Raw genomic sequence first — 13,991 nt, forward strand, 5'->3', positions numbered from 1 at the left:
TCAGGCAGCGTCGCTGCGACGGAAGCCTCCCCGGCGTTCGTTGGCGCCGGCATGGAAGCTGATGTTCGGATCGCGCGTCTTGAAGCGCTCGATCTTCTCGGACAGCGTCTCCACACGTTGGCGCAGGCCGTGGATCTCGGCGTTGTTTTCCTCGACCATCGCCGCGTTGCGCTGGGTGATCAGCTCGACCTCCTGCACGGCCTTGGTGACTTCGTTGATGCCGGTCGACTGCTCGCCGGTGGCCGCCGAAATCTGGGACACCAGTTTGCGGACATCGGTGATGTGCGTGATGATCTCGGTGAGCGCCGTACCCGTCTCCTCGACGAGATGCACGCCGTTGCTGACCTGAGTCGAGCTTGCCGAAATGAGGCCCTTGATTTCGCGGGCAGCACCCGCGCAACGCTGCGCCAGTTCGCGGACTTCCTGGGCGACGACCGCAAAGCCGCGGCCTGCCTCGCCGGCCCGCGCCGCCTCGACGCCGGCATTCAGCGCCAGCAGGTTGGTCTGGAAGGCGATCTCGTCGATAACCCCGATGATGGTCGCGATCTTTTCGGAAGAACGGCTGATCTCACCCATGGCGTCGACGGCGCGGGATACGACCTCGCCGGAGCGGACCGCGAAATCTTCCGTCTCGTTGACCGAGACGGATGTCTGCTTGGCGCTTTCGGCCGTCGAGCGGACGATTTCGCTCAGATGGCGCAGTGCGCGCGAGCTCTGTTCGAGCGCTGCCGCCTGCTGTTCCGTGCGGCGGGCAAGATCGTCCGCCGAAGCGGCGAGATTGCCGGTGCCGCCGTCGATCTCTTCCGCGGTCGAGCGCACGTCGGCGAGTGTGGCACGGAGCGCCTCGACAGCCTGGTTGTAGGTGCGCGCCATCTCGATGAAGTCTTCCGGCAGGTTTTCGTCCATGCTGCGCTCGAGGTCGCCCTCGGCAAGCTTGCCGAGCATGTCGTTGAGTGCGGTCAGCGCCTGGCGCTGCTCGCCGGCAATGCGGGCACGCTCAGAGGCGCGGCGCTCCGACTCGGCGGTCGAGAGCTCGCGGGCTGCGGCGGCATCCTGCTCGAGACGGACATTTTCGACCGCGGCATCGCGGAAGACGGTGACCGAGCGAACCATGTCGCCGATTTCGTCGCCACGTTCGCGGCCTTCGATCTTGACCTCGAGGTCGCCGTCAGCGAGCCGCTTCATCACTTCGGTGACGCGGCGCAGCGGGCCGCGCAGCGTTTCCACCAGCATCAGGCCACCGGCAATGGCAAGCAGCGTGCCGACCACCATGGCGATCAGCGACAGCTGGGCGGACCGTTCGCTGTCTTCCTTGCCGACCTCCTGGGCCTGGGCGACGAAATTCTTGAGGCCGGCCATGCCGCCCGTCAGAGTTTCGCCGGCGGCGGCGCGCGCCTTTTTCCAGTCGGCGGCGATGGACAGAAGCTTGGCAGTATCCTCCTCGATCGATTTCAGGCGGGGCTGAAGCGTCGTCGAGAACTCGCGCATGGCCGGATTTCTGGCGAGTTCGGACACTTCCCCGCTGGCGGCCTTCAGCTTTGCCATGACGTCGAGGACGACCTTGCGCGCATCCTCCGTCTGGTTGGCGCGCAGCCGCTCGACGTAGAGCTGCATGGCGTCGATCAGGCGCAGCGATTCGGCGCTGCGGTCGAGAAGCGTGCGCAGGCTCGCGACCTCGCCCTCGATGCTGGCGAAACGGCTGGCCGCGTTGCCGGCCTTGCTGGTGACTTCCGCCTCCATTTTCGCCTGCAATTTCTCCATGCCGGCAACGGTGTCACGCACCGCCTTCGCCTTTTCCGGAACCTCCTGATTGCCCTTGATGGTGGCGGCAAGTGCGCTGATCGCGTCGTTGATCGGCTTCAGCTGCTTGATGCCGTTCGGGGTGAGGAAGGCCTGCACCTCCTGGAACGCCTTGTCCAGAATGCCGAGATACATGTCGGCGGTGCTGATCGCACCGTCGTCCGTGCCGGTCTCCTTGACGGAATTGCGAAGCTCGCCGATCTGTTCGGCGATCGCCTTGTAGGCGTAGGCTTCCAGCACCATGCCCTTGGCGAACTTTTCCTTGCCTTCGAACTGCTTGCGGACGTTGGCGACCTGATCCGAGACCCCTGTCGCGACGGTGCGGACATTATCGATGCTGTCGTCGAGCGCTGCGGCGTTTTCGTCTCGCCTCTGCTTTATCTTCCAGAGCACGTCCGTATCGGCGCGCATCTTGGGCGCAAGCCCGGTCACCACGGCGATGCGCTCGCGGTCCCCGGCCGTCACGAGCAGCCCGCCGAGCACGCGGACGCCGCTCTCCTGCTTGTCGATCGCAGCCTTCAAGGCCGCAAGCGATGCATTGTCGGGCTTGCTGTTGAATTCCTGAAGGACCGCCTGGAGATTTTCAAAGTCGCCGATGTTTTCGATCGTCGCACGCGTCACCGTCATATGGCCGTTCAGCATGCTGGCCGTATAATAACCGGCAAGACCGACGCCGGCGATCAAGAGCACCAGCGGGATGACGAAAAGAAGGACCTTGGTGACGATCCTGCGACTCTGAAGAAGACGATCGATAAAAGACATTTTTCCCCCAACTGCAAACCAGATGCGGCTTTCGCGTCTGCGGCATCGCGAAACGGCAACGGCACGATCCCAGCCTCATGCGGGAATGAATGGGTTCACAATGGTCAAATTCGGTTGAACAACGGTTAATTCGGGACCCTTACATTTCGTTTTATTACACTGTATCGGATATCGGAATTTCCCGTCGCTACCCAAAAGAGTACCGCCCGGGAGGCAATCGGCTGGCGACGCGTAAGCCGTTGCTTTAAGAGACCCGGTACCGGAGGAATCTCGCAGATGGCATGGTCTGAAAATTCGCGGGGCGCACTGTTCATGTCGCTCGCCATGGCGGCTTTCACCTGCAACGACGCGCTGGTCAAGTCGGTCACCCCGGAGCTCAGCATCCCCCAGATCATGGCAGTGCGCGGCGTCATGGCGACACTGCTGATCTACTGTGTCGCCCGCTACATGGGCGTGACCCTGTCGGCCAAGGCGGTCATGCATCCGCTGGTGCTGCTGCGCACTTTCTTCGAGCTCGGCGCCACCCTGACCTTCCTCTCCGCACTTGCCCATATCGAATTTGCCGCCATTTCGTCGATCATGCAGGCCTTGCCGCTTGCCGTGACGTTGGGGGCGGCCCTTTTCCTGAGCGAGCCCGTCGGCTGGCGGCGCTGGACGGCGATCGGCATCGGCTTCCTCGGCGTGCTCATCATCATCCGCCCGGGTCCGGAAGGCTTCACGCCGGCAGCCCTGCTCGCCGTCGTCGCCTGCTGTTTTACGGCATGCCGCGATCTCACCACCAAGCGCATCCAGGCGGACATCCCTTCGTTGACGGTGACACTCTTCACGTCCCTCGCCAACACGGTTCTCGGGGCAATCCTGATCGTGCCGATGGGCGGATGGCAGCCGGTCAGCACCTATGCGCTGGGACATCTGGCAATTGCTTCCGTGCTGGTCTTCGCAGGCTACCAGGCGGTCATCCAGTCGATGCGGACGGGCGAGATCTCCTTCATCGCGCCCTTCCGCTATACCGGCCTGCTCTGGGCTCTGGTTATCGGCATTTTCGCCTTCGGCGAACGTCCGGACGCCTATATGCTCGTGGGCGCGGCGGTCGTTATCGGTTCCGGCCTTTATACTTTCTATCGCGAGCGCAAGCGGCAGGGCATTGCCACCGGCAAGGCAGCCGCCGCCCCGCCGGCCTGAGGAAGGGCCGGATTGAAAGGGCCGAAAGGCAGGCGTGAAAGGACGAGACGACGTGCAGCAAAGCCGATTTCTGGATAGACGAACCCCGCCCCATATCCTGACGCTCGTCGTCTGCGCCGGACTTGGCGCCCTATCGCTCAACGTCTTCCTGCCGTCGCTTTCCGCCATGGCAATCCATTTCGGCACCGACTACGCCGTCATGCAGCTCGCCGTCTCCGGTTATATCGCCGGCACCGCCTTGCTGCAGCTGGTACTCGGTCCGCTTTCCGACCTTTTTGGACGCCGCCGCGTAATGATCGGCAGCATCCTGATCATGCTGGTCGGCACGGTGATCTGCCTGATGGCCGCAAACGTCACCGTCTTCATGATCGGAAGGCTGCTGCAGACCGCAGTGGTCGCGGGCTTCGTGCTGCCGCGCGCGATCATCCGCGATACGGTGCCGATGGAGAGCGCCGCCTCGATGATCGCCTATGTGACCATGGGCATGTCGCTGGTGCCGATGATCAGCCCGACGATCGGCGGCGTGCTCAACGACATGTTCGGCTGGGAGGCGAATTTCGCCTTGATACTCGGTCTCGGCCTGTTGACCCTGACGCTCGTCTTCACAGATCTCGGCGAAACGAACCACGCGCCGGCCGCCAGCTTCACCGCCCAATTCCGCAGCTGGCCGGACCTTTTCCGCTCGCGGCGCTTCTGGGGTTATACGTTTACTTCCACTTTCTCGTCGGGCGTGTTCTTCTCGTTCCTCGGCGGAGCGCCCTTCGTCGGCACGGCAATCTATCATCTATCGCCGACCATGCTCGGCGTGCAGTTCTTCCTGATCGCGGCCGGCTACATGATCGGCAACTTCATTTCGGGCCGCTATACCCGCCAGTTCGGCACGATGAACATGATGATCTCAGGCAGCCTGGTCAGCCTTGTCGGCGTTCTCATCACCGCCGGGTTCCTCGTCGCGGAAGCGCCCTGGCCGCTCGCCTTCTTCGCGCCCCTGGCGCTGACCGGCGTCGGCAATGGCCTCACCCTGCCGAGCTCCAATGCCGGCATCGTCAGCGTGCGGCCGCACCTCGCCGGCTCCGCTTCCGGCCTCGGCGGCGCGATCACCGTCGGCGGCGGCGCCGCGCTGTCGACCCTTGCCGCGGCGTTACTCAAGGAAGAGAGTGGCGCCATGCCGCTTCTCGTCGTCATGGGCGTCACGACCATCCTGGCGCTCGTCGCAACCGCCTATGTCCGGCAGATCGACCGCCGCGAAGGCGCCATCCCGACAAAGGATGAGGACTGATGACCACGCCCGCCGCTCCTCCCATCCGGCCTCCGGGCCTGGTCCTTGCCGGTGGCAAATCGAGCCGCATGGGCACCGACAAGGCTTTTCTCACCATCGGCGGCGACACGATCCTCGGCCATGTGGTGCGGCGGCTCCTGCCCCAGATCTCGGAAATCACCCTCAACGCGCCGATGGGCTTCACCAATCCGCTCGGCTTGCGCCTGCTGCCGGACTTGGTTCCCGGCCAGATCGGCCCGCTTGCCGGCGTACTCGCCGGCCTGCGCGACATCCAGGCGCGCGGCCTTCAAGCAACCCATCTCCTCACCGTCCCCTCCGACAGTCCCTTCGTACCCGCCGATCTCGCGCGCCGGCTCGAGGCTGAGGCGGACGATCCGAACGCGATCGTCATCCCCGCCTCGGACGGCCGCGATCATCCGGTCTTCGGGCTCTGGCCGGTTTCCATCGCCGACGATCTGGAAACCTGGCTTTCCGATCCGGGCAACCGGCGGATCAAGGCGTTCCTCGACCGTCACCATACGGTGACCGTCGAATTCCCGGTGACCGAGACGCCGCAGGGGGCGCTCGATCCCTTCTTCAACATCAACACGCCCGAGGATCTTCAAGAGGCGCGTCGTTTCGCCGAGGAGCTGTCATGACCCCTCCCCGCGTCTTCGGCATTTCCGGCTGGAAAAATTCCGGCAAGACGGGCCTGGCAGTGCGGCTGGTGGCGGAATTCACCCGCCGCGGCTACGCGATCTCGACGATCAAGCACGCGCACCACGATTTCGACATAGACAAGGTGGGGGCCGATTCCTTCCGCCACCGGCAGGCCGGTGCCCACGAAGTGGCGATCGTTTCCGGCACCCGCTTTGCGATCATGCACGAGTTGCGCGGCGCGCCGGAGCCGAGCTTCGAGGAAATCCTCTCCCGCCTCGCCCCCTGCGATCTGGTGCTGATCGAGGGCTACAAACGCGAGCCCGTCCCGAAGATCGAAGCCCGCCGCCTTGAGGCGAGCAACCGCGAACCGCTGGCGCCGAGCGATCCCCACATCGTCGCGATTGCCGCCGACCACCCGGTCCCGGATGCCACCATCCCGGTCTTCGACCTCGACGATACGAACACGATCGCCGATTTCATCGCACAGGTGACAGGGCTTCCCCCTAGGCCTTGCCCTGATGCTCTACAAGATAGCGCGTAGCAAGTGCGACATGGCGAGGAATAGGCTTGTTCTTACGGTAGTCGGCGACGAGCCGGCGCGAGATCTCCAGGGCCGACGCCATGCCGTCCAATGTCATGCCGAGCTCATCCATAGCGTTGCGAAAATCACCGTTGTCGAATGTGACTGGCGGTAGCGCGGCGAGCCATACCGCCGAGAATTCGAGGTCCTCCCCCGGCCATTCCAAGGCGTTGCGATATTCGCTAACCCGCATTTGCCGGAAGAGATCATCGTCCTGTCGAAGCGGAATGTAGATGCGGCGGCTTTCCAGTGCAGGTGCCAGATCGACGACCTTCGTCTCTCCATCTTCCCAGACTATCCTCACCTTACGCCCATCGAGCGCATCAGCGTGCGCTATCCTCGGCAAAGGCCCACCGACGGTGACGATCTCCTCACCTTTCATTGAGGCGCTCCCAGGTTTCATTCAACACCCTCCTGTTTTCCCGTACCCAAACCAACGCGCGATCCAGGCTTCGCCGATCGATGGAGCCTGCAAGAATGTCCAGGTCGGATAGGCGGACCAGGACTTCGTGATCCGGCGTAACAATATGAAAATGAGGCGGATGGTGATCGCCGGCAAAAATCTGGATCTTCAGATTTCCGAGTTTTATGATTGTCGGCATCACCTATCCCCGCGACGCCATGAAAATAGTGCATTAGGCGCACTATTTCAAGATGCAAAAAGCCGCCGGATCGCTCCGGCGGCTTTGGTTCAAGGTACCTGAACCTTACTGGTTCGAAGCGACCGGTTTGACCAGCGGCGTGATACGGCGCACGGTCACGCGGCGGTTTTCCTGTTCGGGTCCGTCAGTGCGGACCTTGAGGTAACGTTCGCCGTAGCCCTGCGTCGCCAGGTTTTCCGGCGGGATGCCGAATGCGTCGGTCAGCACCCGGGCAACGCTTTCAGCGCGTTCGTCGGAGAGGACGAGGTTGCTGTCGTCGGCACCGACTGCATCCGTATGACCTTCGATCAGGAAGGTTTCGGAAGGATCCCGCTTCAGGACCTTGCTGATCGCGTCGGCGACCTTGCGCAGCGAGCTCGCCTGGTTCATCGGGATTTCGGCACTGCCGGTGGCAAACGTGATCGTATCCAGGTCGATACGCGGCACCTTATCGCGGATGCGGGCGGAGTAGCGCACTTCGTCCATCGAATAGACCCGCTCGACCCGCTCGACCGGCGGCTGTTCCAGGAACTCGTAGTAATCCCGGTCCGGCTCGGTCGAGGTGTCGATGATGTAGTTGTCGAGCGGCACGCTCAGCCGCATCGGCGGCAGGTCGTCGCCCGGATCGCGCCAGACGTAGTCGCGGCCACGGCGGTTATCCATCAAATCCGGCGAATAATAGAGAACGTATTCCTCGCCGCCCCTGACGATACGCGAGCGCTGGACGATCTCGCCATAGCTGTTGCGGACGGTGACGATCCGCGTACCGTCGTCGCGCACGATGACTTCGCGCACCCGGCCGTCGCGGAGCTGCTCGTATTGCGGCGCCCGATCGCGATCGTTGTAGAAACGACGGCTGTCGTCATGGCGAACCACGGTCTGGTTGTCGATCGAGATGATCACCCGGCCGCCATCGCGGTCGCGACCGCCGTTACGGTCACGGCTGCCGCCGAGGCCCGCTGCGTCGCGGAAATCCCAGCCGCGGGGCCGTTCGAACTGCGGACGCTGGTCGAGGCGCTGGCCGCGCTCTTCAGACAGCTGACGAAATTCCTGCAGCTGCTCGCGGGTGGCACGCGTGCTGCCCTGGGCCTCCGCATCGGTTTTCGGCGGTGCAAGCTGCTGCTGGTCGGCCTGCTGCGGAGCTTGGCGGCGCGGACGCTCTCCATCCCGCGGCGGACGTGCAGAGGGCGCCTCCTTGGCGCTGTCGAGCACGGCTGCCCCGTTCTGAACGGGCAGTACGACCTGCTCGCCGCTCTTGGCCGCGGCCGGATCCTTCGCAAGCTCCTTGGCGCGTTCGACCTGCTGAGGCGTGGTCGCCGTCTGGGGCGCGGTCGGCTGGGCGGCCGGTGTTCCAGTCGCCTGCTGGCCTTGCGGCTGGCCCGGCACCGGCTGGCCCTGAGGCACCACTGGCTGTCCTTCGGTGGTTTGACGGCGCGGCGTCTCGCCGGCAGGCGGCTGGCCGGGAGCGGCCTGGCCATTTGCCGGCGGCTGCTGGTTGCCCCTGTCCTGCGCGGTTCCGGTGCCCGGAGCCTGTCCGGGGACCTGAGCCGGCGCCTGGCCGGTTGCGTTGCCGCTGGCCGGCTTTTCAGGTGCTGCTCCCGGAGCCGTGGCGCGATCGGTAGCCGGTGGCTGTGTCGGCTTTGGTGTTTCGGCCTGCTTTTCAGCGGGAGCTGCCTTGGGCTGCTGGGCAGTGCCGCTGGCCGGCTTTTCAGGTGTCGCTTCCGGCGTCGCGGCACGATTGGTGGCAGGCGGCTGCGGCTTCGGGGTTTCGGCCTGCTTCTCGGTCGGGGCTGCCTTTGGCTGCTGGGCGTCGCGGCGAACGGGAGCCTCAGGTGCTGCTTCCGGGGTTGCGGCGCGATTGGTCGCCGGCCGTTCCGGCTTCGGCGTTTCGGCCTGCTTTTCTGCAGGAGCTGCCTTCGGCTGCTGGGCTTCCCTTGCGGCCGGCTGCTCGGTCTTGGGTGTCGCCTGCTCGCGCTGGCGGCGCGGCTGGGCGTCGTTTCCGCCTTGACCCTGGCCGGTCTCCTGCTGCTGACGGCGCGGACGCTCCTGGGCGGGCGCCTCGGCTGCCGGACGCTCGGCCTGCGGAGCCTGGCGAGGTGCTGCTTCGCGTGGGGCGGCTTCCGGCTCAGCCTTGCGCTGGCGCTGCGGCTGTTCCTGCTGCTGAGCCTGAGGCGGGGCCTGCGGCCGTTCCGCCGGGGCCTGCTGCTCCTCCGGCTTTAACTTGCGGCGCGGACGCCCCTCGCCTTCCTGCCCTTCCGGAGGGACAATGATTTGCTGCTGGACTTCGACGATGCCCGGCATCTGGGCGGCCTCAACGGCGGGTCTCGTCTCCATAGCGGGTTTCAAGGGGACAGCACCGGCCGGCTGAAGCATCAGCGGCAGCGACACGAAAGGTGCTGCGACACTGGCGAACAGTCTGAATTTTTTCGACATGGACATTTCCTCTTCTAGGGTGTCATCCCTTTCATGCGCGTCCTTTATTGCCTTTTTCGGCGGACTTACGCGGCGGCTCAACTGTATTGCACCAAAATGGTTCCGTTGCAGCCTGTTGCGGATGGCCTGAACCTCGCATGAATGTGTTGTTCATCAGCTGGTGGCAACTAGACGTGCACGTAAAATGCCGTTGCAATTTTTCCCGAGCAGGTATCTAAAAATCCACTCGGAGCCCGCCTCCATGCGTGCCCCGTCTCCCTGCGGCCGAAAAAGACCAACACCGCAGGTTGCCAACAGAGAGGATCAAAATGAACATCTCCACCCGATTCCTTGCTGCCGCCTCGATCGCCGCCCTGTCGCTTTTCGCTGGTTCGGCGATGGCTCAGGAGAAACTCGTGATCGGCACCGAAGGCGCCTACCCGCCCTTCAACAACCTGGAAGCCAACGGTCAGCTCACCGGTTTCGACGTCGATATCGCCAAAGCGCTCTGCGACGAGATGAAGGTCACCTGCACCTTCGTCACCAATGACTGGGACGGCATCATTCCGGCGCTGCAGTCGAAGAAATTCGATGCGATCATTGCCTCCATGTCGATCACCCCCGAGCGGAAGGAGCAGGTCACCTTCTCGAAGAAATACTACAACACGCCGCCGGCCATCGCCGTCCCCAAGGATTCGCCGATCAAGGAAGCGACCGCCGCCGGCCTCAAGGGCAAGACGATCGGCGCGCAGGGCTCCACCACCCATTCGAACTATGCCGAAAAGCATATGCCCGACTCGGAGCTGAAGCTTTATCCGACCGCCGACGAATACAAGCTCGACATCACCAACGGCCGTATTGATGCCGTCATCGACGATATCGTCGTGCTGTCGCAGTGGATCAAGTCGGATGCCGGCAAGTGCTGCAAGATCCTGTCGCCGCTGCCGATCGACGTCGAGATCAACGGCGAAGGTGCGGGCATTGCGGTCCGCAAGGGTGAAACGGCGCTTGCCGACAAGTTCTCGGCCGCCATCGTCGCGATCCGCGCCAACGGCAAGTACAAGGCCGTCAACGACAAGTATTTCGATTTCGACGCCTACGGCAAGTAATCGACCGGAGAACCCGGTTACCGCGCGGCGGGAGGCTTGCCCTTCCGCCGTTTTTCTTTTTAATGGCGTTAACACAAGACAAAAGCGGCACACAAAAAGGCCGCAGGGGAAAACGACCTTATGAGCGGATTCTTTTCCGCCCTCTTTTCGGTGCTTGATCCGCTTTGCGGGCCTGTCGGGCTTTTTTCACTCTTCGGTTCCGGTAGCATCGTTGCCTGCGGCGAGGCCGGCTGGGGCGACGAGATCGCCTTCGGCGTCAAGGTGACGATCACGCTCGCGCTCGCCACCCTGCCCGTCGGGCTGGTCATCGGCTTCCTGATCGCGCTTGCCGCACAGTCCGAGGACAAGCTGTTGAGGCTTGCCGCCGGCATCTACACGACGATCTTCCGCGGCCTGCCGGAACTGCTGACCCTGTTCATCGTCTATTACGGCCTGCAGATCCTCATCCAGGCTGTGCTCGCCTCCTTCGGCTATGCCGGGCGCGTCGAGATCAACGCCTTCATTGCCGGCATGGCGGCGCTCGCCGTCGTCTTCTCCTCCTATTCCTCGGAGGTCATGCTGTCGGCCTTCAGGGCGATCCCGCGTGGCCAGTACGAGGCAGGCGATGCGCTCGGTCTCCACCGTTCGCGCACCATGCTTCTCGTCATCCTGCCGCAGCTCATCCGCATCGCGCTGCCCGGCCTTACCAATCTCTGGCTGATCCTGCTCAAGGATACGTCCTATGTGTCGGTGATCGGGCTTGCCGACATCCTGCGCCAGACAGGCATTGCGGCGCGCGTCAGCAAGGAAGCCTTCTTCTTCTACGGCATCGCCTGCCTGCTCTATCTGATCCTCGCGATGATCTCGTCCGTCGGCCTCGGTTTCGTCGAGCGCTGGGCGAAACGTTCGGAGGGGCATCGATGAGCTACGTCAAGGAACTGATCCCGCCCCGCGTGCCCCCGGCCCTGATCCAAAAAACGCTGGCGCCGGCGCGCATTGCCGGCATCGTCGTGCTGGTGGTGTGGGCGGCCCTTGCGATCGCGCTTGCCTTCATGATGATCAATGGCTGGAACGAGGACAAATTCCTGCGCTACGGCCCGCGCTACCTCCACGGCCTCTGGACCACCATCTCGCTGGTCGGCCTCGCCGTCGTCCTCGGTGCCGTCCTGTCGGCGCCGATCGCCTTTGCACGGATGTCGAGTAACAAGGCGCTGAACGCCATCGCCTACGCCTATGTCTACGTGTTCCGAAGCACGCCGCTGCTCGCCCAGCTCTTCCTGATCTATTACGGGCTCGGCAGTTTCCGCCCGCAGCTGGAATCCGTCGGCCTCTGGTGGTTCTTTCGCGAAGCCTGGTATTGCGGCCTTTTTTCGCTGACACTCAACACCGCCGCCTACCAGGCGGAGATTCTGCGCGGCGCAATCGAAAGCGTCCCGCGCGGCCAGCACGAGGGTGCCGCCGCGCTCGGCCTTTCGAAACGCAACGCCTTCCGCAAGGTCATCCTGCCTCAGGCGCTGATCGTCGCACTGCGCCCCTACGGCAACGAGATCGTGCTTCTGATCAAGGGATCGGCCGTCGTCGCGGTCGTCACCGTCTACGACCTGATGGGCGAGACGCGTTATGCCTTCTCCCGCACGTTCGACTACCAGAGCTATCTATGGGCGGCGATCTTCTATCTCGCCATCGTCGAAGCGCTGCGGCACCTCTGGGCCTTCATCGAGGCGCGCCTGACGCGCCATCTGAAGCGTTAGCAGCACTCGGAAATCATAGCTGCTAACATACTGAAAATTATCACAAATGTGCTCTTAAGGCGCAATTGTAAAGCTTCGGTTAAACATGGCATGTTCTCCTATCGAATGACGCAACGACGTCAGTTCGAAACAACAAACGGGAACTGCTTGCATGTCTGAAATGGAACTGATGCTGAAAGGCTACGGGCTGACGACCGCCCAGATCTTCTACCGCCTGCCGGACCATCCGGCCCTGCTGCAAAGCTATGTCTGGCAGAACTACGACCTCGCCCCGGACTTCCCGGAGATGAACGGTTTTCTCAAATTCTGGCAGGAGAAGCTCGACGGCCCGCTGCATTCCGTCCGCTATGTCCACCGCAAGCTGATCTCGGCCAGCGAGTGGCGAGCCGTGAAGGGCGAGATCATCCTGCACTAAGAAACAGCGGTCTACGGCGCGTCCATTTTAGTCGGGTCATATCCGGCTGCTGCGAAGTGCCGATGATGAATGCCTTATGCGCATCCAGCCTGAAGCCAGAACGTCGGCCTTGTTTGCCTGCGGTCAATTGACCCCGTCGCGCATTGGCGATCCAGGCAATCATTCCCTTGGTTGCTGTTTTAGTGTGATTACCTCACACGTTTGACGTGAAAACCTAGGTTTCTGCATAACGGCTGTTAATGATGACAGTGCTCTTCGAGGCGTTACTTCGGGGGAGGTGTGGCAGGTTTTGAGGCGTCCGGAGAGTGCACCGCCGGTGCGGAGGGCGACCTTCTTGCTGCGCACGTCGCCACTTTCAGGCAATGGGCTGTCTTGCTCAATACCCAGCCATTCCTCCATTCACGTGACAACGGGCTCCAACATCAAGGCGACGGATCGATTGATGAAGGCGGCAGAAGCGAGGTTTGTGGGTGGGGCGCACACTTTAAATTAAGAAATTAAATGGTGGTTTAATTGGGAGTAAGAGTAAAATTTATGAAGATCTTTGGCCGCACTCTTCTAATTTTAGTCTCGTTTTTCCTCATGTATTACTCAATTCAAACTAGAAAATACTTTTTATTTATGCTGTCTTGTTATTTTTTTTCGAAAATCCTTGATTACTCAGTTAAAATCTCCAACTCCGGTAGAATTCCAAACGCCTACAAGACTTTTAATTTGCTTATTGACTGGATATGGAACGGATTTCGAACAAAGGAATAGCGTAGATGTCTGATTTGCCAACGTGAAGCTTGCAAATTATTATCTTCTGTTGTGCTCGAATTGGATATGTGGCGACATTTCTAGAGGTTAAAAATGCCCAAAATCGATAACGATAAAATATTCCCTTTCCAATATAAAGATCATCCTCAGCTTCAGAGCTACATAAATATTACGATAATATCATCGATAATAATCGTCACATCTGCAACATATTTGCTGGGATATTTTTTCTCTATTGGATATTTTGATAGATTGCTATTTTCAACCTTGAACTTAAGTAAGTCATTTCAAGCTCGATTTGAAGATTTGAACAAGTACGACAATATTTCGGGGTTCTATTATGTTGCCGGATTGATAAATTATTTTGTCGGGAGTACTGTCCTATTTTTTGCTGCGATTATTGCTTATTCGAAACAAAAAACATTAAATATTGCCGGTGGATACAATAACGGAATGATAATTGGGACAGGAATCTTTTATATGATCACTTTATTCATGACGAACATATCGTTCTTCCATCACGTTGGGATTTCTGAAGAAAAATACGTTGGAAAATCTACTTTATTTACGGCATCTTCTTTTCCATTTTACGTGGGGTTGTCTACTTCCTTTTTCTCTCAAGTGTGCGCCTTTTCAACCGCAGCGTTATTTCATCGTATGAAGGCCCATTAGGAGCTTCGGTT

Annotated in this window: 13 protein-coding genes; 9 read left to right on the plus strand and 4 right to left on the minus strand. The window is 61.1% G+C overall.

Annotated features, from left to right (window positions below; genetic code table 11):
• On the minus strand, positions 1-2,562 hold the full coding sequence (locus C5J24_RS05755; protein WP_105401318.1) for a methyl-accepting chemotaxis protein: 2,562 nt from the start codon (positions 2,560-2,562) through the stop codon (positions 1-3).
• Positions 2,563-2,838: 276 nt separating this feature from the next.
• Between C5J24_RS05755 and C5J24_RS05760 the strand changes: the two genes are divergently transcribed.
• Genes C5J24_RS05760 through mobB form a run of 4 tightly spaced genes read left to right on the plus strand, consistent with a single transcriptional unit; the run spans position 2,839 to position 6,203 of the window.
• Positions 2,839-3,744, plus strand: a complete 906-nt coding sequence (locus C5J24_RS05760; RefSeq protein WP_105401317.1) for a DMT family transporter — start codon at positions 2,839-2,841, stop codon at positions 3,742-3,744.
• A gap of 52 nt (positions 3,745-3,796) precedes the next feature.
• Positions 3,797-5,023 carry a multidrug effflux MFS transporter gene (locus tag C5J24_RS05765; protein WP_105416232.1) on the plus strand — a complete coding sequence of 409 codons (1,227 nt, stop codon included), beginning with the start codon at positions 3,797-3,799 and terminating at the stop codon, positions 5,021-5,023.
• The gene (gene mobA, locus C5J24_RS05770; RefSeq protein ID WP_105416234.1) at positions 5,023-5,661 is read left to right on the plus strand and encodes a molybdenum cofactor guanylyltransferase MobA; all 639 of its coding nucleotides are present in this window, start codon (positions 5,023-5,025) and stop codon (positions 5,659-5,661) included. Before C5J24_RS05765 ends, mobA begins: the two co-directional genes overlap by 1 nt.
• Positions 5,658-6,203, plus strand: coding sequence for a molybdopterin-guanine dinucleotide biosynthesis protein B (gene mobB / locus C5J24_RS05775; protein WP_105416236.1), 546 nt, complete (start codon positions 5,658-5,660; stop codon positions 6,201-6,203). The genes mobA and mobB overlap by 4 nt, the downstream gene beginning before the upstream one ends.
• Here the strand turns inward: mobB and C5J24_RS05780 are convergent.
• The 3 genes from C5J24_RS05780 to C5J24_RS05790 form a co-directional block, all read right to left on the minus strand.
• A complete protein-coding gene (locus tag C5J24_RS05780) occupies positions 6,166-6,624 on the minus strand; it encodes a DUF2442 domain-containing protein (protein WP_172723849.1) in 459 nt (152 codons plus the stop codon). The two genes, mobB and C5J24_RS05780, sit on opposite strands and share 38 nt — an antisense overlap.
• Positions 6,614-6,844 (minus strand): DUF4160 domain-containing protein, encoded by a 231-nt coding sequence (locus tag C5J24_RS05785; RefSeq protein ID WP_105416239.1) that lies wholly within the window; start codon positions 6,842-6,844, stop codon positions 6,614-6,616. The genes C5J24_RS05780 and C5J24_RS05785 overlap by 11 nt, the downstream gene beginning before the upstream one ends.
• 105 nt (positions 6,845-6,949) lie before the next feature.
• Complete coding sequence (locus tag C5J24_RS05790; RefSeq protein WP_105416241.1) at positions 6,950-9,316, minus strand: OmpA family protein; 2,367 nt, start codon at positions 9,314-9,316, stop codon at positions 6,950-6,952.
• Between the two features lie 308 nt (positions 9,317-9,624).
• Between C5J24_RS05790 and C5J24_RS05795 the strand changes: the two genes are divergently transcribed.
• The 5 genes from C5J24_RS05795 to C5J24_RS31750 all read left to right on the plus strand — a co-directional run bounded on the left by C5J24_RS05795 (position 9,625) and on the right by C5J24_RS31750 (position 13,980).
• Entirely contained in the window at positions 9,625-10,404 is a 780-nt protein-coding gene (locus tag C5J24_RS05795) for an ABC transporter substrate-binding protein (protein ID WP_105416243.1), read from the plus strand.
• Between the two features lie 120 nt (positions 10,405-10,524).
• Positions 10,525-11,307, plus strand: coding sequence for an ABC transporter permease (locus C5J24_RS05800; RefSeq protein WP_105416245.1), 783 nt, complete (start codon positions 10,525-10,527; stop codon positions 11,305-11,307).
• Complete coding sequence (locus tag C5J24_RS05805; protein WP_105416247.1) at positions 11,304-12,134, plus strand: ABC transporter permease; 831 nt, start codon at positions 11,304-11,306, stop codon at positions 12,132-12,134. Before C5J24_RS05800 ends, C5J24_RS05805 begins: the two co-directional genes overlap by 4 nt.
• 151 nt (positions 12,135-12,285) lie before the next feature.
• A complete protein-coding gene (locus C5J24_RS05810) occupies positions 12,286-12,549 on the plus strand; it encodes an usg protein (protein ID WP_046608852.1) in 264 nt (87 codons plus the stop codon).
• An 852-nt stretch (positions 12,550-13,401) separates the two neighbouring features.
• Entirely contained in the window at positions 13,402-13,980 is a 579-nt protein-coding gene (locus C5J24_RS31750) for a hypothetical protein (protein WP_172723850.1), read from the plus strand.
• The last annotated feature ends 11 nt before the right edge of the window (positions 13,981-13,991 follow it).

Source organism: Neorhizobium sp. T25_27, from assembly GCF_002968565.1.
Taxonomy (GTDB): domain Bacteria; phylum Pseudomonadota; class Alphaproteobacteria; order Rhizobiales; family Rhizobiaceae; genus Neorhizobium; species Neorhizobium tomejilense.

Excerpts from the sequence above, each read along its gene's own strand:
- C5J24_RS05790 (WP_105416241.1), bottom strand. The coding sequence starts at position 9,316 with ATGTCGAAAAAATTCAGACTGTTCGCCAGTGTCGCAGCACCTTTCGTG.
- C5J24_RS05810 (WP_046608852.1), top strand. The coding sequence starts at position 12,286 with ATGTCTGAAATGGAACTGATGCTGAAAGGCTACGGGCTGACGACCGCC.
- mobB (WP_105416236.1), top strand. The coding sequence starts at position 5,658 with ATGACCCCTCCCCGCGTCTTCGGCATTTCCGGCTGGAAAAATTCCGGC.
- C5J24_RS31750 (WP_172723850.1), top strand. The coding sequence starts at position 13,402 with ATGCCCAAAATCGATAACGATAAAATATTCCCTTTCCAATATAAAGAT.
- C5J24_RS05760 (WP_105401317.1), top strand. The coding sequence starts at position 2,839 with ATGGCATGGTCTGAAAATTCGCGGGGCGCACTGTTCATGTCGCTCGCC.
- mobA (WP_105416234.1), top strand. The coding sequence starts at position 5,023 with ATGACCACGCCCGCCGCTCCTCCCATCCGGCCTCCGGGCCTGGTCCTT.
- C5J24_RS05785 (WP_105416239.1), bottom strand. The coding sequence starts at position 6,844 with ATGCCGACAATCATAAAACTCGGAAATCTGAAGATCCAGATTTTTGCC.
- C5J24_RS05780 (WP_172723849.1), bottom strand. The coding sequence starts at position 6,624 with ATGAAAGGTGAGGAGATCGTCACCGTCGGTGGGCCTTTGCCGAGGATA.
- C5J24_RS05805 (WP_105416247.1), top strand. The coding sequence starts at position 11,304 with ATGAGCTACGTCAAGGAACTGATCCCGCCCCGCGTGCCCCCGGCCCTG.
- C5J24_RS05800 (WP_105416245.1), top strand. The coding sequence starts at position 10,525 with ATGAGCGGATTCTTTTCCGCCCTCTTTTCGGTGCTTGATCCGCTTTGC.
- C5J24_RS05755 (WP_105401318.1), bottom strand. The coding sequence starts at position 2,562 with ATGTCTTTTATCGATCGTCTTCTTCAGAGTCGCAGGATCGTCACCAAG.
- C5J24_RS05795 (WP_105416243.1), top strand. The coding sequence starts at position 9,625 with ATGAACATCTCCACCCGATTCCTTGCTGCCGCCTCGATCGCCGCCCTG.